Source organism: Pseudobacillus sp. 179-B 2D1 NHS (assembly GCF_045370945.1).
Classification (GTDB): Bacteria; Bacillota; Bacilli; order Bacillales; family Domibacillaceae; genus Pseudobacillus.
The window spans coordinates 26,949-43,793 of record NZ_JBIQDP010000011.1 but is presented as its reverse complement, the minus strand read 5'-3'; the positions used below and the strand labels follow the sequence as shown (position 1 = coordinate 43,793).

Annotated in this window: 15 protein-coding genes; 1 reads left to right on the top strand and 14 read right to left on the bottom strand. The window is 42.5% G+C overall.

Translation table 11 applies throughout. The annotated features are described in order from the left end of the window. Nucleotides 1-331 precede the first annotated feature (331 nt). The 6 genes from ACH0BF_RS12465 to ACH0BF_RS12440 form a co-directional block, all read right to left on the bottom strand. A complete protein-coding gene (locus tag ACH0BF_RS12465) occupies nucleotides 332-736 on the bottom strand; it encodes a DUF2500 domain-containing protein (RefSeq protein WP_406909431.1) in 405 nt (134 codons plus the stop codon). Between the two features lie 426 nt (nucleotides 737-1,162). Next, the gene (locus ACH0BF_RS12460; RefSeq protein ID WP_340853683.1) at nucleotides 1,163-2,068 is read right to left on the bottom strand and encodes a peptidoglycan-binding protein; all 906 of its coding nucleotides are present in this window, start codon (nucleotides 2,066-2,068) and stop codon (nucleotides 1,163-1,165) included. Nucleotides 2,069-2,718: 650 nt separating this feature from the next. Continuing rightward, nucleotides 2,719-3,300 (bottom strand): GGDEF domain-containing protein, encoded by a 582-nt coding sequence (locus ACH0BF_RS12455; RefSeq protein WP_340853681.1) that lies wholly within the window; start codon nucleotides 3,298-3,300, stop codon nucleotides 2,719-2,721. Between the two features lie 302 nt (nucleotides 3,301-3,602). Next, a complete protein-coding gene (locus ACH0BF_RS12450) occupies nucleotides 3,603-3,785 on the bottom strand; it encodes a hypothetical protein (protein WP_142927210.1) in 183 nt (60 codons plus the stop codon). 245 nt (nucleotides 3,786-4,030) lie between these two features. After that, on the bottom strand, nucleotides 4,031-4,654 hold the full coding sequence (locus ACH0BF_RS12445) for a hypothetical protein (protein ID WP_120037789.1): 624 nt from the start codon (nucleotides 4,652-4,654) through the stop codon (nucleotides 4,031-4,033). Between the two features lie 208 nt (nucleotides 4,655-4,862). Further along, entirely contained in the window at nucleotides 4,863-5,333 is a 471-nt protein-coding gene (locus tag ACH0BF_RS12440) for an AraC family transcriptional regulator (protein ID WP_120032151.1), read from the bottom strand. A 251-nt stretch (nucleotides 5,334-5,584) separates the two neighbouring features. Here ACH0BF_RS12440 and ltaE point away from each other — a divergent pair, with 251 nt between their 5' ends. After that, nucleotides 5,585-6,619: a low-specificity L-threonine aldolase gene (gene ltaE, locus ACH0BF_RS12435; RefSeq protein WP_340853678.1), complete on the top strand. Its 1,035-nt coding sequence runs from the start codon at nucleotides 5,585-5,587 to the stop codon at nucleotides 6,617-6,619. Between the two features lie 134 nt (nucleotides 6,620-6,753). Here the strand turns inward: ltaE and ACH0BF_RS12430 are convergent, their stop codons facing one another. The 8 genes from ACH0BF_RS12430 to ACH0BF_RS12395 all read right to left on the bottom strand — a co-directional run bounded on the left by ACH0BF_RS12430 (nucleotide 6,754) and on the right by ACH0BF_RS12395 (nucleotide 16,835). After that, nucleotides 6,754-8,226 carry an aldehyde dehydrogenase family protein gene (locus ACH0BF_RS12430; RefSeq protein ID WP_340853676.1) on the bottom strand — a complete coding sequence of 491 codons (1,473 nt, stop codon included), beginning with the start codon at nucleotides 8,224-8,226 and terminating at the stop codon, nucleotides 6,754-6,756. 98 nt (nucleotides 8,227-8,324) lie between these two features. Beyond that, complete coding sequence (locus ACH0BF_RS12425; protein WP_406909430.1) at nucleotides 8,325-10,415, bottom strand: (Fe-S)-binding protein; 2,091 nt, start codon at nucleotides 10,413-10,415, stop codon at nucleotides 8,325-8,327. Between the two features lie 38 nt (nucleotides 10,416-10,453). Continuing rightward, nucleotides 10,454-11,425 carry an electron transfer flavoprotein subunit alpha/FixB family protein gene (locus ACH0BF_RS12420; protein ID WP_340853674.1) on the bottom strand — a complete coding sequence of 324 codons (972 nt, stop codon included), beginning with the start codon at nucleotides 11,423-11,425 and terminating at the stop codon, nucleotides 10,454-10,456. A gap of 64 nt (nucleotides 11,426-11,489) precedes the next feature. Next, the gene (locus ACH0BF_RS12415) at nucleotides 11,490-12,263 is read right to left on the bottom strand and encodes an electron transfer flavoprotein subunit beta/FixA family protein (protein WP_340853673.1); all 774 of its coding nucleotides are present in this window, start codon (nucleotides 12,261-12,263) and stop codon (nucleotides 11,490-11,492) included. Nucleotides 12,264-12,324: 61 nt separating this feature from the next. After that, complete coding sequence (locus ACH0BF_RS12410; RefSeq protein ID WP_340853671.1) at nucleotides 12,325-13,737, bottom strand: MFS transporter; 1,413 nt, start codon at nucleotides 13,735-13,737, stop codon at nucleotides 12,325-12,327. A gap of 263 nt (nucleotides 13,738-14,000) precedes the next feature. Then, nucleotides 14,001-15,164 carry an acyl-CoA dehydrogenase family protein gene (locus tag ACH0BF_RS12405; protein ID WP_340853670.1) on the bottom strand — a complete coding sequence of 388 codons (1,164 nt, stop codon included), beginning with the start codon at nucleotides 15,162-15,164 and terminating at the stop codon, nucleotides 14,001-14,003. A 21-nt stretch (nucleotides 15,165-15,185) separates the two neighbouring features. Continuing rightward, nucleotides 15,186-16,382, bottom strand: coding sequence for an acyl-CoA dehydrogenase family protein (locus ACH0BF_RS12400; RefSeq protein ID WP_120032163.1), 1,197 nt, complete (start codon nucleotides 16,380-16,382; stop codon nucleotides 15,186-15,188). Between the two features lie 36 nt (nucleotides 16,383-16,418). After that, nucleotides 16,419-16,835 carry a Zn-ribbon domain-containing OB-fold protein gene (locus tag ACH0BF_RS12395; RefSeq protein WP_120032165.1) on the bottom strand — a complete coding sequence of 139 codons (417 nt, stop codon included), beginning with the start codon at nucleotides 16,833-16,835 and terminating at the stop codon, nucleotides 16,419-16,421. Between the last annotated feature and the right edge of the window lie 10 nt (nucleotides 16,836-16,845).

Here is a 16,845-nt window from a genome sequence, read left to right as displayed (position 1 = left end):
TCCAGTGCATTAAAGAAACAAATGGAAGAATGTTCTTATAGGACTCTTGCTTAAAACAGTAAAATAGAGTACATAAGACTGTTTTGCTCCAAAAATAAAACACCCTTTTAGGATGCTTCGTTGTTCATTTCTATTCAAATTCTCCTGTATACCCAAGTATTCAACTTCCTTTGAAGTCCTCTGTCTTTTCTTCCTTAAGCTGTTCCTATAAAACTGTGCCAGCCTCAAGTCATTTTTCTTTATTCATACTCGCTGTCTCTACCTTCAGACACTGTCCAGTTCCATTCAATGTTTGCGTAAGTCCTTATTTTATTCCTCCGAAAAGCCCTGCCTATGATAGTTCAGTCGGCTTTCCTCTGGAAAATGCGATGTATCTCGTTCCCTGGAAAGTTAGAGTTCCTATATCGCCCTCTGCCATCAGTCCATATTCCTTGCCTGGAACACGAAACTCTGATCGATCGCCACTCTCAAATTCAAATGTAACGAAGTAAGTCGTAGAGGAACTGTTAGAGTAAGTATTCTCATCATATGACTGATTATGTCTTGTAACATTTATTCGTTTAGCCTTCACGCTTGCAGGAACAGACAAACGGGGAGAATGCTCATTTTTATTCCATTGGCTAAGCCCTCTGAATCCGTTAACTATAATGCCGATAAGAGCGACCGTAAAAATCAGCCCTATAACAACAGGAACAGCCGTGAATAACCAATCTCCATTTCCTTCAAGAGTATACATGACACCGTCCTCCTTATTCTGTTAACACAATTATACGAAGAAATTGAAAGAAAGTTCCCCATTGTTTATAGTTTTTCTACTGGCGGCGGTTAATTGTAGCAATAGCAGCAGCAAGGATGAAAAGATCATCTTAGCAACAGGTGAATAAAGTTAATCATCCATCATAAATAATCGGGAGGAGATTAAAGGTTGTGTCAATTAGAAAACTCGAACTTTACTTGCTAATTTATGAGCCTAGTAGCATTTCCCTTTTCCCGAGCAACTCTGGTATACTTTAACACTTCACTCTATTCACCTATAAATTTCAACCAGCCACTTCCTCTTCTTATACCTTTGTCACACCCCTAAGTCCCCATTCATTGGAGATGGAAGTACGGTTTAGTTCTCTGCAACATTCTTTCCGTAGAGGCTTCCTTTTAACATAGTTTATTGATCCATTTGACTTGCTCTATATAACATAGACCATACTTCTTCCCTTGTCACCGGCCGTTGTGGGTAAGTACCATCGGATATGCCCTTTTCTTTAACCCACTTCTGGGCTTCTCTGAAGCGCGGGGATGCAGCCGCATCTTTTTTGTATTCCACGTTTGGTTCCTCCTTTTCTGTATCTTTGTTATTTTCCTTTAACTCTTTCAACAGTTCCTCTATCTTAGCCAGCGTCTTTTCACCTGTGATACCATCGGCTTGGAGTCCAGTACGCCTTTGCAAAACCATCACAGCATTAGCGGTAGCGTTGTCATAAATCCCATCCACACCCCCTGTATCGTAACCAAGCTTAACAAGTTTTCCTTGCAATTCTTTTACCTTGTTGCCTCGGTCTCCTTGCTCAAGATAAGATTTTTCAGGAGGTGTGTAGCTGCCAGATGGCGGCGGCTTCTTTCCTGATCGGAGTTCTGCAAGAGATAAGCCAAATGTTAGCTGAAAATGCGGAGGATCCTTAAAACTGCGAAAATCTCCTCCCCATTCAAGTCCGAGTGATTTACCTAATTGCCCCACTTGATACCAGTCTTTTTTCCCGTCTTTATTGGTATCAACATTTTCGTTCCAATATACGGCTGTCCCATCCGACGACGCAATAACAAAATCGAAAGCCAATCCAAAGTTATGGTAAGAGTAGCCCCCCTTGGCATTTGTAACAATCTCCCCCGGTTTCTCACGTCCTTGTGCATATAATTCATTTTGCTCAGCAATCGTTCGCAATCCTTGAGTAATAAGGATATAGATTCCTTTACTATGCGCTTGTCTAATAAGCTCTCTCGCTTTCTCTGCGAGCAACGGATGAACATCTTTCAAGCGCCGATCCGCTTTTGCTAATAGTTCATTTACGTTCATTTTAACCCTCCCAGTTTTAAAATTTTTCACTTCAATGAACCTTGCATGTAATATTACTATTCTTCTAGTGGACAATTCGTGTCGGCGTTTTAGCAATAACTGGAAAGGCATTTCGCTCAATTTTCTAATCAACTGAAAATGGCAGGGTGTATCGTATAATGTGGATTCTTAGACAATCACTAGATCAAAAAAGAATGATTGTCCCATCATTTATTTGATTCATTAGTGATAGAGATCCTCCCCTCTATATAACTAGGAAAAATTAGGCTTCCATACATTTGCGGGAAATCAACTTTCCCATAGCAAAAACAGCCTGACTGGTGAGCTTTATCTGAAAATACTTCTTTGTGTATGGTCGACGGCTATCCTCATTCCGGAGAGAATACTGATCTATATTATGTAAGGAAGGATGTACCCACTCATTTATTGATCATTGCTCATGATGAAAGAATGATGAATACAGGTATAAATCCTAAAACCAATAAATTTTCAACTAATGATGATATGTATTTTAACCATCCAGGAGCCAGATTAAGAAACTGAAAAAAAACATTGGCAATAAAAAACCCCGCTTATAAGCGAGGTTTTTATTTTTAAGTCTCCCAAGAGATTCCAGTCTCTTAATCGATGGTTTGTTGGCAATTATATAATTATTCTTTTGGAGAATGCGGAGTAAAATAACAAAAGCAGCATTGGTGATGCATCGAAGATTTAGCTTGATAGAGAGCCAGATCGGCATATTCCAAAAGTTTATCTATATCCTGGCCTTGTTCTGGATAAAGGCTGATACCTATGCTTGCACGAATAGAAATATGACTATCCTTTACGAGGAAGGATGTATCGAATACTGCTTTTACTTGATTCATCTTTTCTTCTAGGTGATCATCCTGTTCTATTAACAATAAAAACTCATCACCGCTTAAATGGAAGGCATCAATGCCGTACTCTGCTAGCGCTTCTAAGCGTTTAGCTGTCTCAATGAGAAACCGGTCTCCCGCCGAATGTCCAAATAGATCATTTATCCCTTTAAACTCATCAATATCAATCAAAGCGATTCCCAAGCTGTTTCCAGCTTGTTGGGCACGTTTCATATATGATTCTATTGACATATAAAACATACGACGATTAGGCAGCTTTGTCAGCTCATGGTGTAACGCTAAATACTTCCATTTTTCCAGTTCGTCCTTCATGGATCCCTCACTTTCAACTAGCTTCTTCTGCTGATTATCCATAGAGATCTTCCTCTCTTTGTTTCCCTGACTCATTTCATTTTATAACTCCATTCTTACACTCCTCTCTCTTTTCTCTTACAATAAACTTATCTGAAAGGGAAAAGAGAGGAATAACTATAATTTAAGCGATTTAGCAAATGGGAATCATTGATAATGTTTTCGTCAATATCGCTTTCCTTGCTATTCATCTACTAGGAATTAATGGGGTTGATTAACCTGCACTGGTTCAGGAGGAAAAGCTTGATGTCCAAATTGTGTGTGTCACCGCTCATCAATAGTGAAATTCAGGCGTTTAACCTTGATTATCTCACGTAGCATGGAACGGCCCTCTCAAAAAATGAGCCGTCTAAAAGCCAAACTGCATCCATAAAAAAGCGATGGCTACTATATATAGTAGCCATCGCTTCATTAAGCCTCTTAATATGTATAATCGTTAGCCAGCCAGCCATGCGGCAACCAACACGGTCGATGAACAACCACCGCATTAGCCGTTCTCATGGATTTTATCGAACGTATGAACTATGAATCTTTAGCTTTGAATAGTAAGAAGTTTGATTCCTGAACTCTAAGGGCTGAGCTTTGAGCTTTGAACTTTTATCCAAGTATGCGATAGCTTCGCATGACTAAATGTTTTAGATAACCTCATTATGATAAAAGTTAGCGGCTGTAAGGTCGAAGCCGCTGGCACCTGTTCAGTTTTATTGATTTTCGGCTAACTAACCATCTCTATTTACTCAGGAATTTCAATTTCTGTCAATGTGTTGGATGTCGATAGCACAAAATCGACTTCTGTTAAATACTCATCAATCTTTTGTTCTAATCTTTCATATTCCTGTCGCAGCTTCAACGGGTCAACGATTTTCGCCTCATGTTTTTCCCGATAACTTTTGGTCAGCTCATTGCTTTCCTCTGCTTTTAATTTCGCTTCGCGACCATACAATACTTCCAATTGGCGATCTAACTGTTGTTTTACTTCATCATTGATATCTTCTACCTGGTCGGTAACCAGTGAAAATTCTTGTTTCATTTTTCGGAGAAGCTGCTGTTCGTATTGAATAGATGTTTTCCGTTCAATAGCTTCTGCTACTGTATACTGATTGCCCGCAATTTCAACTTGCGTCATAGCATTAGATAAAACAATCGCAGATTTAATAGCATTTCGGCGCTTAATCAAATCAAGTGTGGATTGATAAGCCGATTTGGCTTTATCTTCAAACTCTTTATTCGTAGCAAATCCGCTAACAGGCTTATTGCCCACAGCATAACTAATAAAAGGAGTTTGATTCATTGTTGTTTGAATGCGTTTATCTAACAGTTTTAGCTCTGCCAGGGCTCTCGTAATTGATATCTTCATAGATTGAACAGCCTCCATTACTCATTCTCTTCCTAAGAATAACATAAGCCAAGAGTTAGAAGCTCCTTAATTGATTCTATTTCTCTTTTTATTTACCAAAATAGTGCACTTCTATGTAAAGGAACTTAATCTAAAGCTTATAAAGCGTTTATTCGATAAAAAATCTTACTAATGAAGAAGGAGTAGAGAAAAACGAATGATTCCTTTCCTATCTTATAGGAACATACAGGTCAACCTTGCATTTTCCTTCTGGATCTTCCGCTGGGTTGTTTAAATTAAATTCCAGGTTATGCCTCTCATAATCTGCCTGATAGACGCTTCGCGGCAGCCAATCCTCAAACATGTATTGATACGCGGCATTCAATTTCTCGGGCGCATCACAAAATGAATATACTGCATATACCCCTCCCGCTAATTTTCTAAATTGCACTTGTTTATGTTTCTCTGTTTCAAAGTCTTGAGGAATGGTTACACACGCATCATGACGACAGCTGTGGCTCTCAACTATACTCGGATTATCTAAGGAGATTCCTATGAAAGACTGCTTCGGCGGAAAAAGCCCATTATTCGCTGCCCAATCGATCAACTTTCCCCAGTGTTCCTGCGGTTCAAAATAACTTCCCGTACGCCTAATAAACGCCACATCAAATCCCGGTAATTCTTTAATTTTTATGTTCATTTTTCTCTCCGATCAAACTAGAATAGGTAAATAAGTTCATTCTCTATATATTCCTCGCTTTATTTATGAATCCTTTATTTTCCTATTTGCCTTTTTTGTTATTAGACAATTCAGTTTTTTCTTTGAAACGATTATCTCTTATGGTAAAATTTCGGAATAAAGGTGTGATCAATAAATCCTGCTAAATGACTAGGTAGAGTGAACAGGTACCTCACATCTGTATTTACGGTTTAACTATAGGAGGCTATATAATGATAGATTTGCGCAGTGATACGGTAACAAAACCAAGCGAAAAAATGAGAAAAGCCATGTATGAAGCCGAGGTAGGAGATGACGTCTACGGCGAGGATCCAACAGTCAATAAATTAGAAGAGCTTGCTGCGGAGATGCTTGGAAAAGAAGCGGCTTTATTTGTCACAAGTGGCACGCAGGGAAATCAAATTGCCGGCTTGGTACATTGTAAGCCTGGAGAAGAAGTGATATTAGAAGCTCAATCACACATATTCCTCTACGAAGCCGCTGCCATGTCAGCATTTGCTGGTGTGCAAACCAAAACATTAGTTGGGGAACGTGGAGCTATGAAGCCAAGTGATGTGAAAGCAGCTATCCGAGAGGACGATATCCACCAACCCGAAACAGGACTGATTTGTATAGAAAACACACACAACAAAGCTGGTGGGGCTGTTGTTCCGCTTAAAATCATGGAAGAAATCTATCAAATTGCCCAAAGAAACGGCGTGCCTGTTCACTTAGATGGTGCCAGATTGTTTAATGCTTCCGTTGCTTCCGGAATTCCAGCAAAAGAATTTGCTAAACACACCGATACAGTCCAATTTTGCTTATCTAAAGGATTAGGCGCACCAGTTGGTTCAATTATTGCTGGTTCCTCTCGTTTCATCTCCAAAGCACGGAAGTGGCGCAAGCGCTTAGGCGGTGGTCTCCGGCAGGCTGGAGTTCTGGCTGCACCTGGTATGATCGCCCTTCAAGAAAACATCGAGCGCCTTCATGAAGATCATGAAAATGCCAGGCATCTTGCTGAAGGTCTTCATAGTATTGAAGGAATCACACTAGAAAACAAGGTCGAAACGAATATTGTGCTAGTTAATATTGCTCGTTCTAACCAAACAACAGAGATCTTCTTAAATGAATTAAAAAGGAATGGCGTCTTGGCTGGAGAGTTCGGCCCCCATTTGATTAGATTTGTGACGAACAATGGTGTTACCAGAACAGATATTGATAAGGCATTATTGACTATCCAAAGAACAGTAAATGTTCAACCTATTTAATGATTGCAGAGAGAGGTCTATTATTTTCTTTGATTGAAAGCTTGATCATTCATGCTAAAGCAACCAACAGTTCGCCCAAACTGTTGGTTGCTTCTTTTTCTCTTAAAATTGTACGTATCGGTTGAGAATTTTAATTATTCCCCGATCTCAATCACACAAGCTTTTTCACGCGAATACTCAAGAATCGAATCTGTGCCATATCCGCTTTCTTTAAAACCGCCAAACGGCAGGTCGGCTCCTACTCTTGAATAAGTGTTTACCCATACATTTCCGGATTCTATTTTCCGAATCATCCGATGGGCAAGATTAAGATTCCTTGTCCACACTCCCGCCCCTAGGCCAAAGCAGGTATCATTTGCTATTGCCGCAGCCTCTTCTTCTGTTTCAAAAGGCATAACAACCGCTACCGGACCGAAAATTTCCTCTTGGCAGATACGCAACGAGTTACTGTTCACTTTAAACAAAGTAGGTTCCACCCAGTAACCGCCGGAGAGCTCAGGCTTGTCTGGAAGAATAGTCTCCCCTCCATGGCGACCGCCACAAACTATTTCCCCCCCTTCTTCTAATCCCAGCTCGATATAAGAACGGATTTTTTCGTATTGATCCAGGCTTGAAAGAGGACCCATTGTATTTTTCAGATCCATGGGGTCACCTACGCTTATCGTACTTTTAATTCTTTCCGCTATTCGATTGATCATTTCATTGAATATAGAACGTTGAATGAGAATTCTTGAGCCAGCTGTGCATCTTTGTCCAGCGTTACTCGTGTAGATGCCATGAATGACTCCATCGACCGCTTTATCAAGATCCGCGTCTTCAAACACAATATTCGGTGATTTCCCGCCTAATTCAAAAATAGCTGGTTTGGGATGTGGAGCACTTGCACGAAGGATGGCACCAGCAGTTGTCCCGGAGCCTGTCATGCTTACTTTGCTCACCCCACGATTAGCTACTAAAGCATCCCCTATGTCTCTCCCCAATCCGGAAATAACATTAAGCACACCCGGAGGAAGAATTTTACCCAGCAATTCACCATACCGCAATGAGGAAACAGAAGCCTGCTGAGACGGTTTAATAATGACCGTATTGCCCGCAGCGAGAGCATAAGCGGCTTTTATTGTGAATGTAAAAAGCGGCGCATTCCATGGCAGGATTCCTACTACAACTCCAAATGGTTCTCTCAAGGTATATCCGATGCTAGTTGGTCCCATTTGAACCGTTTTTCCCTGGCTACCATCTTTGCAAGCTCCTGCCGCGTCATACCAGACTGATTTGATAGCTTCAGCTAGATAAGGTGCGACGGCGATCACTTCTCCGTTATCTCTAGTCTCCAGCGTTGTTAATTCTTCAGCATGCAACGAAATAGAATCGCCGATACGTCTTAAATAACCTGAACGTTCTTCAGCAGAAAGTGCCGACCAGGCAGGAAAGGCTTGACGTGCTGCTGCAACAACGGTTTCTACATCCTCTTGTTGGCTTAATGGAATCTTAGCCCAAGCTTCTCCTGTAGAAGGTTCAATACTATCCATTGTATTTCCAGAAGAGGCTGACATTAACTGGCCATTGATAAAGTTCTGGTACTGCTTTAATTCTTGCTTTGTCGTCAATGTAATCCCACCTTTTTTAGAATATTAAACTACTTTCAACTAGCCATCTTTCACTTTCCATTTATCTTTCTATCTAACTCTCTAGTGGAATGACAAGGTTATGCTAGTATGGATTTTTCGAGGATTTCTACAATATCCAATGTTTGAATACTGCCCTCTTTCTCCATCGCTTTTGTGCCGTCGCTTAACATCGTCAGGCAATACGGACATCCACTGCCTATAACACTCGGATTTACAGCCAGGGCCTGCTGTGTCCGTGCTACATTTACCCGCTGTCCGGTATCTTCTTCCATCCACATCATGCCTCCGCCTGCCCCACAGCACATAGCTGTTTCACGATTGCGCTCCATCTCCGCAACTTTTACTCCAGGTATGCACTTCAGGATTTCTCGCGGCGGATCATAGACATTGTTATAACGGCCCAAGTAACAAGAATCGTGATAGACAACCGTTTCGTTCACTTCGTATTTCGGAACAAGCTTGCCCTCTTTGATCAGTTTAAATAGAAGATCCGTGTGGTGATAGACTTCGACATTTTCAAGTCCAAACTCTGGATACTCATGTTTGAATATGTTGTAGGCATGCGGGTCAATGGTTACAATTTTTCTTACATTGTGCTTCTGAAATGTTTCAATGTTAGCCCTTGCCAGCTCTTGGAATAAAAATTCATTGCCAATCCGGCGGGGAGTATCTCCGGAATTTTTTTCCTTATTGCCCAAAATGGCAAATTTCACGCCCGCTACATTTAGTAATTTGGCAAAGGATTGAACAATCTTTTGGCTGCGATTATCATAAGAGCCCATCGATCCCACAAAGAATAAGTATTCAAATTCTTCTCCTTTTTTCTCTAGCTCCTTAATGGTCGGCACTTCAATATTTTCACGTCCGGCCCGCCAATTCTCCCGTTCTTTGCGATTGATTCCCCAAGGATTGCCCTGGCGTTCAATGTTAGTAATTGCACGCTGGGCATCCGCATCCAATTTGCCTTCCGTTAATACGAGATAACGGCGAAGATCAATAATTTTATCTACATGCTCATTCATAACCGGGCACTGATCTTCACAATTTCGGCAAGTTGTACAAGCCCAGATTTCCTCCTCTGTAATCACGTCCCCGATCAGGCTTGGGTTGTAATCAAGAGCGACGACGGTTTCCTGATGCGTATTCACTTTAGCCATTGCGGCGAGCTGATTTCCCTGCGTATTAGCAAAAGCAAATCCTGGAACCCATGGCGATTGAGCAGTTACTGCAGCGCCTGTGTTGGTCAGATGATCCCGCAGCTTCACGATTAGATCCATCGGTGAAAGCATCTTTCCTGTACCGGCTGCTGGACACATATTCGTACAGCGTCCGCATTCTACACAAGCATACAAGTCAATAAGTTGATTTTGTGTGAAGTCCTGAATTCTGCCAACACCGAACGTTTCTTGTGATTCATCCTCAAAGTCAATGGCTGCCAGCTTTCCAGGCGGAGTTAACCGGCTGAAAAACACGTTGGCTGGCCCGGCGATTAAGTGAGCATGCTTAGATTGAGGAACATAGACGAGAAAAGAAAACAGCGCCAGCAAATGAATCCACCAGGAAACATAAAATAGTGCCATGGCAGCGGGCTCACTCAGCCAGCTAAAAATACTAGCAACAACAGAAGCTACCGGTTCAGTTAACGACGGCGCATGCCCGTGCCAAATGATAGACATTCCATTGCCGAACAGAACGGAAAGCATGAGTGTCCCGATAAAAATTAACACAAGCCCTGCCTTCAACCCACGTTTCAAACGTACGAGTTTTTCAATATACCGGCGATAGAACGCCCAGACAACAGCTATCAAAATCATTAATGTGACAGCTTCCTGAAAGAATGTAAAGAAAGGATAAATTGGACCGAGCGGAAGATGAGCACCCGGCACAAGCCCCTTTATGATAAAATCAATCGCCCCTAGTTGGACAAGGAGGAAACCATAAAACATCATGACATGAATGATCCCGCTCTTCTTATCCTTTAATAGCTTTTTCTGGCCAAAAACGTTAATCTTCACTAAATCGAGCCGTTCTTTAAACCTGCGGTCAAACTCCTGCTTGCGGCCTAACTTGATATATTCATAACGAGTCTTCACCAGATATAGAAACAAGTAAAGGGCGTAACCTGTCACTAAAAGAAAGGCGATGGTATTGATGATTAATAGATTCATTATGGTCACTTCCTTTTATTGTGATAGCGCCCCTTTGCTTACTGCTTGACTGCAGCAAACTCTTCAATTAACATCGGAACGACTTCAAATAGATCACCGACAATGCCGTAGTCGGCTACTTGGAAAATGCTCGCTTCCGGATCTTTATTGATCGCCACAATCACTTTTGAATTGGACATGCCTGCCAGATGCTGAATCGCTCCAGAGATCCCACAAGCAATATATAGATCTGGAGTTACCACCTTTCCCGTCTGACCAATTTGCAGTGAATAATCACAGTACTCGGCATCACATGCTCCACGAGAAGCACCAACCGCACCACCCAGAACCTTGGCAAGTTCTTTTATTGGTTTAAATCCCTCTTTACTTTTCACTCCGCGTCCACCAGCGACAATGACTTTTGCTTCTGAAAGATCGACCCCTTCACTCGTTTTTCTCACCACCTCTTTGATGACGGTGCGTACCGTCTGAACCTCAACATCTAAGGAAGAGACTTCTCCAGAACGAGACTCATCCTTTGCTAACGGTTCAATATTGTTCGGACGAAGCGTTGCAAAAACAAGGCCATCTATAATAATTTTCTTTTCAAATGCCTTTCCCGAATAAATGGGTCGAGTGAAAACAAGCGTTCCGTCGATTTCTTCCACACCTGTGGCATCAGAAATCAAACCAGACGCAAGTTTACTGGCGATCCTTGGTGCCAAGTCTTTCCCCAGTGCGGTATGGCCAAAGATTAATCCGTCTGGATTTTCTTGGTCGATGACAGCCATTATTGCCTGGGAAAAGCCATCGGGTGTGTAGTGCTTTAATTGATCGCTTTCTACAGTTACAATCCGATCTGCACCATATTGGATAAGTTCACTTCCTAACGGCTGAACAGCTTCACCGATCAAGATCCCTACTACTTCTCCATCCCCTGCAGCGATCTTGGCTGCATGAATCGCTTCAAATGAGACATTTCTTAAAGCTCCGTCGCGCACTTCTCCTAATACGAGAATTTTTCTGCTCATCTTAAAAACCTCCTATGCCATGTTTTATTTTGATGATCTGTTTTGCCATTACAGCTTATTTTTATTAAATGACTTTCGCTTCGTTACGCAGCAGGTGAACGAGCTCAGTTACCTGCTCATTCAATTCACCGCTTAATACTTTTCCTGCCTCTTTTTTCGCCGGTAAAAAAATTTCAATGGTTTTAGTTTTCGGTTCCACGTCCTCTTCATCAAGGTCAAGATCATCTAGCTCCAATTCTTCTAATGGCTTTTTCTTCGCTTTCATAATTCCCGGTAAGGAAGGGTAACGTGGTTCATTTAAGCCTTGCTGGGCAGTGACTAGCAGCGGCAAAGAGGCTTCAATTGTTTCAGAATCACCTTCCACATCGCGAACAATCGTTACATTCTGACCATCCATCTCAAGGTCTGTAATCGTTGTTACAGCAGGGATTCCCAACATTTCAGCTACACGAGGGCCCACTTGGCCAGAGCCGCTGTCAATAGCTACATTGCCGGCGATGATTAAATCGGCCTGTTTATCTTTTAAATATTCAGCGATAATTTTAGCTGTTGTATATTGATCGCCATTTTCAACGTCATCCTCACTATTAATTAATACCGCTTTATCCGCTCCCATGGCTAAAGCCGTTCGCAGCTGCTTCTCCGCTTCCTCGCACCCGACGGAAACAACTGTTACTTCCCCTCCTTGAACGTCACGCACTTGTATCGCTTCTTCCACTGCGTACTCATCGTACGGATTAATAATAAATTCCGCTCCTTCTTCACTGATTTCCCCGTTTGACAGATTGATTTTTTCTTCTGTATCAAATGTTCTTTTTAACAGAACATAAATATTCATGCGAAATCCTCCTATTTCTATTTAATTTGTTGGCCTTTGATTAAATATTGGTCTTTATCCCTTAAATGACTTCCGTATCTTCTTTGCTTTCCGGTAATTTCTCTGTCTTCTCTTGAATCCCCGTTATTTTTTTCGGAATTAAGATCAGAAAGAGGAAGGCAGCCGCTGTAAAAACAGTTAGCAATAGGGCTGTAGACGAAAGAGCGCCTACTGAATTTCCTCCTGCTGCAAACAACGCAAACGTAACAAGCGCGAACGACGCTCCAACGCGAGAAGCTACATTCTCAATCGTAATATAGGTAAATGACACAACCCCCAGACGAGCCTCATGTGCTTTTGATACAATAACAGATTTCACGACTGGTCCAACTGTCCCGATTGCTGTGCCGATTAAGCTCATGGACACGAATAGATAGAAAAAGGACGTGTCGATTTTGGCGACAGTCAGCATGCCGATCCCCACCACTAACAAACTAATACTCGTGCCAATTAGCGCTCGTGCCGAGAGCTTGCCCATTAACCGGCCGCTCAACAAGTTGGCCAGTGCCATCGTTAAAAAAAGAGGAAACTGCAGCAAGCCGACAACTGTTGAAGGCTTTCCTTGCACACTTTGTACAAAGAACGTTAATAGATACATGACGCTGCTAAATGACATGTACATAATGACAGCAATAACAGACGGCACCCAGAAATTTCTCGTCTTGGCATAATCGATATCCAGCAAAGGCTTTTTTTGTCTTTTTTCAACAACGAGTAATAAAATAAAAGAAATGACAGAAATCACAAAAGCAGGCACCCACATCCACGAAGAAATGCCATAGTTGTTAATGAACGTTGGTACGGTTAAAAGCCCTCCTAATATGAAGAAAACTAATATTACACCACCAAAGTCGAAATGTTCAGACTTTTTACCTTTTACATGGGGTACTCCGTAAGCAAACAATAAAAAGGAAATCACACCCAATGCCGCACATAGGAAGAAAATAGAAGACCAACCGAAGCGGTCAACGAATATCCCGCTTAACAGCGGACCTGCCAAGCCGCCAATAACTGTGTAAAATCCGTAAAGCCCCATGGTTTTTCCCCGTTGCTCGTTCGTAAAATATCTCCCAACGAAGGTGACACCAGCAGGAATCACAGCGGCCCCGGAGAATCCTTTTAAAAACAACCCGGCAACCAATATCCAAAAAGTAGGAGCAGCCGCAATAAAAAGTGAACCAAGTGCCATACAGGCAGCTCCGAATAAGATGACTATTTTTTGCCCGAAGGAATCTGACATCCACCCCATGAGTGGTTGAAATCCTGTTAACCCTAGCGCAAATCCCAATTGCATATAGACCGAATACCCTGTACCTAAACCAAAGTGTTCAAGCATTTTAGGATAGGCGGGGATATGTGTTGCTTCCGCAAAAACAACAAGAAGAATTCCAAGACACAAAAAATGAAAGGCTTTCCTCACTGATTTTTCTTCCATTAGCTTTCCTCCTTGTTTTAAAAAACACTATAACAGTGTGTGCAATTGGGATAAGCGGGGGGAACAACACTCGGCCTGCTTAATATTGCAGCCAGCTATTTTACCTGTTTTGAAGCCGAAACAGCCGGCTCAGCTGCTCTCCACATATCCCATTTACAACACATGTATTTGCGCGGGCATTTTCCATGAACAAAGATGATTGGCTGTATATGAAATTCTTTACTTTTTTCATTGCTTATAAATGGATTTTCGCCTCTTGCGTATTAAAATTGTTTCACCTTTTCTGGTTCACACCAGCCCAATGCAGCGGCCGCTTTTTCATAGTACGATTGTGTGCTTCCCAAGTAATTTTCATAAAAGCGTGCCCGTTTGACATAGAGGTGACAGTCAATTTCTTCGGTAAAACCGATCCCTCCATGAATCTGGATATTATTAGCGGCTGCTTTATTGTACGCTTCTGCCGCAAATAGCCGGGCACATACTATTGCCTGTACCCGATCTTCGGGCTCATTCTCCAATGCCCAGTTTGCGTAGTAAGCGAGCGAACGGGCCATCTCAAGGTCTACCTTCATGTCGACGATTTTATGCTTAATCGCTTGAAAACGGCCAATAGGCTGACCAAATTGTTCGCGGATTTTTGCATATTCTGCAGCCATCTCTACAATGGCTTCCATTCCGCCGACCATGACGGAAGCAAGAGCAGCATTAACCGCGATCACCCCCTCCTGGAGAATGTCCCATCCTTTATGAAGCGGTCCCACCATTTGCTCTTGAGGGATCTGGACATTATGGAACGTAATTTCCGCCAAATGCCGGCTGTCATCAATATTTTTTTGCTTGCGTATTGCAATATTTGTTTCAGCCAAATCTACGATAACAAGCGAAATTCCTTCCTCTCCTCTTTCTCCACTTGTGCGCACAGGGAGAAATAAGCTATCCGCCAGTTCCGCATCTGGTACTAATGTTTTTGTCCCATTTAATCGAATGGACTCCCCCTCCAAAGAGGCCGTCATTTGAATACCAGCCGGATAGTAGCTGCCACCAGGCTCCAGCCAGGCAATCGAGAAAGTTTGATTGCCTTCTGCAATGGCTGGCAAGTACTTTTGTTTCTGGCTGTGTGAACCAAATCTTTCAAGCACAGGTACGGCAAAGCTGTTCGTCTCTAGATAAAGACCAGGCAGAACACTGCGTCCTAACTCTTCAAGTACCGGAACTAAATCGAGTGCTCCGAGCCCCATACCGCCATATTCCTCAGAGATGTTAATGCTTGTACAGCCTAATTCGGCCAGCCCGGCAACAATCGTTTTGTAAGACTCTGTCTCCCCTTTGATAAATTCGCGAGCTGTTTTCGTGTGACCCATACTATTTAAATATTTGTTCACGTACCCGCGAAACATTTCTTGCTCTTCACTTAATGAAAAATCCATGCTATGCCACCTCCATTATGTTTAGCGTCCCAGATCCTTAGGTAAGCCGAGAATGCGCTCTCCAATCGTATTTTTCTGCACCTCGCTCGTTCCTCCTCCGATCGTCATGCCGAATGAATACAGGAAGTTATCTTGCCAATAGGAATCTCCGAAAATCGCATCCTCTTTCCACAATACGCCCTGGTGGCCCTGTATGGAGAGTGATTGAGAGAACAGTTCTTTCGTCAATTCGCTCACTATTAACTTATCCATTGATCCCTCTGCACTCGGCTGCCCATTTTTTAATGTTTTTGTCAGGTTTCGATAATAGTTTAAGAGCGAGCCCCTGGAGCGGGTATATAAATCCACCATTGTTTTGCGGGTAAACGGGTTTTCGATCAGAGGCTGGCCGTCTTCTTGCAACTCTTTCGCCAATACGACCAAATCTTCAAATTGCTGCTCAAGGGTGAATACCTGGGCCCCAATGCCGGATCTTTCATGCATCAACAGAGCAATCATGACTCTCCAGCCTTCATCCACTTCACCAACAATATCTGCATCGTAGGCAATAGCATCTTCTAAATACACCTCATTAAAATCATGCTTTCCGTCCATCTGAATAATTGGCCGCGTTTCCACCCCCTGCTGATTCATATCTAAAAGAAAAACCGTAATCCCTTTATGTTTCTTTTCTCCCCGGCTTGTTCTGGCGAGAAGAAAACAGCGGTCAGCTAGATGTCCGAAACTCGTCCACACCTTTTGGCCATTAATTTTCCAACGGTTTCCGTCACGGACGGCTGATGTTTGAATAGCAGTTAAGTCTGATCCAGCATTCGGCTCCGAATAGCCCTGACACCATACCTCTTCACCAGTCAATATCTTTTGGATGTACGCCTCCTTTTGTTCTTCCGTCCCGATTTGCATTAACGTGGGTCCTACCATATGAATGCCAACATAATTTACGAGCGGCGGAGCCTTAACGCGTACTAGCTCCTGCTGATAAATGATCTCCTCCATTAAGCTGGCTGCTCTGCCCCCGTATTTTTCCGGCCAAGCAATGGCTGCCCAGCCACCTTCGTATAACTTTCTTTGCCAGTTTCTCAAAAACTCTGAATATTGTTCCTTGTCTTCCGGAATGTCTCTCTTTCCTTCCAACCAGCCATCGGGCAAATTGCTTTCCAGCCATGTACGAAATTCCTGGCGAAATGCTTCTTCTTTTTCTGTAAAAGAAAAATCCATTCTTTTTCTCCCCTTTCAAATCAAACGATTATCGAATTACGCAGGAATCCATTGTGGCAGAGCGCGTTCTTCAGTGATGTCTTGCCACGTCATTTTTACATTCATCCCGATGCTTACATCTTCCGGGCTGCAATTCAACACGTTGGCAATCAGTTTTACTTGTGGTGCTTTTTCCAGCTCTACAACAGCGATGACAAGCGGAAGGTCATCTTGAAATCCAGGTAGAAACGGCCGGTAGGAAACGATAAATGAATAGACAGTTCCATTCACTTCACTGCCGAGATTTTCCCAGCTGAGTTCTGTACTGCCGCATTTGGAGCAGGCCGGTCCAGGCGGATGTGAATAATGCTTACAATTTTCACATGTTTGGATCATCAGCTCATGACGATCGGCTGCATCCCAATATGGGTGATTATCCTGATTTTTTAATGGTATTGGTTTTTGATAGTCCATAGTTTCCCCT

Excerpts from the sequence above, each read along its gene's own strand:
- ACH0BF_RS12465 (WP_406909431.1), bottom strand. The coding sequence starts at position 736 with ATGTATACTCTTGAAGGAAATGGAGATTGGTTATTCACGGCTGTTCCT.
- ACH0BF_RS12460 (WP_340853683.1), bottom strand. The coding sequence starts at position 2,068 with ATGAACGTAAATGAACTATTAGCAAAAGCGGATCGGCGCTTGAAAGAT.
- ACH0BF_RS12455 (WP_340853681.1), bottom strand. The coding sequence starts at position 3,300 with ATGGATAATCAGCAGAAGAAGCTAGTTGAAAGTGAGGGATCCATGAAG.
- ACH0BF_RS12450 (WP_142927210.1), bottom strand. The coding sequence starts at position 3,785 with ATGCGGTGGTTGTTCATCGACCGTGTTGGTTGCCGCATGGCTGGCTGG.
- ACH0BF_RS12445 (WP_120037789.1), bottom strand. The coding sequence starts at position 4,654 with ATGAAGATATCAATTACGAGAGCCCTGGCAGAGCTAAAACTGTTAGAT.
- ACH0BF_RS12440 (WP_120032151.1), bottom strand. The coding sequence starts at position 5,333 with ATGAACATAAAAATTAAAGAATTACCGGGATTTGATGTGGCGTTTATT.
- ltaE (WP_340853678.1), top strand. The coding sequence starts at position 5,585 with ATGATAGATTTGCGCAGTGATACGGTAACAAAACCAAGCGAAAAAATG.
- ACH0BF_RS12425 (WP_406909430.1), bottom strand. The coding sequence starts at position 10,415 with ATGAATCTATTAATCATCAATACCATCGCCTTTCTTTTAGTGACAGGT.
- ACH0BF_RS12420 (WP_340853674.1), bottom strand. The coding sequence starts at position 11,425 with ATGAGCAGAAAAATTCTCGTATTAGGAGAAGTGCGCGACGGAGCTTTA.
- ACH0BF_RS12415 (WP_340853673.1), bottom strand. The coding sequence starts at position 12,263 with ATGAATATTTATGTTCTGTTAAAAAGAACATTTGATACAGAAGAAAAA.
- ACH0BF_RS12410 (WP_340853671.1), bottom strand. The coding sequence starts at position 13,737 with ATGGAAGAAAAATCAGTGAGGAAAGCCTTTCATTTTTTGTGTCTTGGA.
- ACH0BF_RS12405 (WP_340853670.1), bottom strand. The coding sequence starts at position 15,164 with ATGGATTTTTCATTAAGTGAAGAGCAAGAAATGTTTCGCGGGTACGTG.
- ACH0BF_RS12400 (WP_120032163.1), bottom strand. The coding sequence starts at position 16,382 with ATGGATTTTTCTTTTACAGAAAAAGAAGAAGCATTTCGCCAGGAATTT.
- ACH0BF_RS12395 (WP_120032165.1), bottom strand. The coding sequence starts at position 16,835 with ATGGACTATCAAAAACCAATACCATTAAAAAATCAGGATAATCACCCA.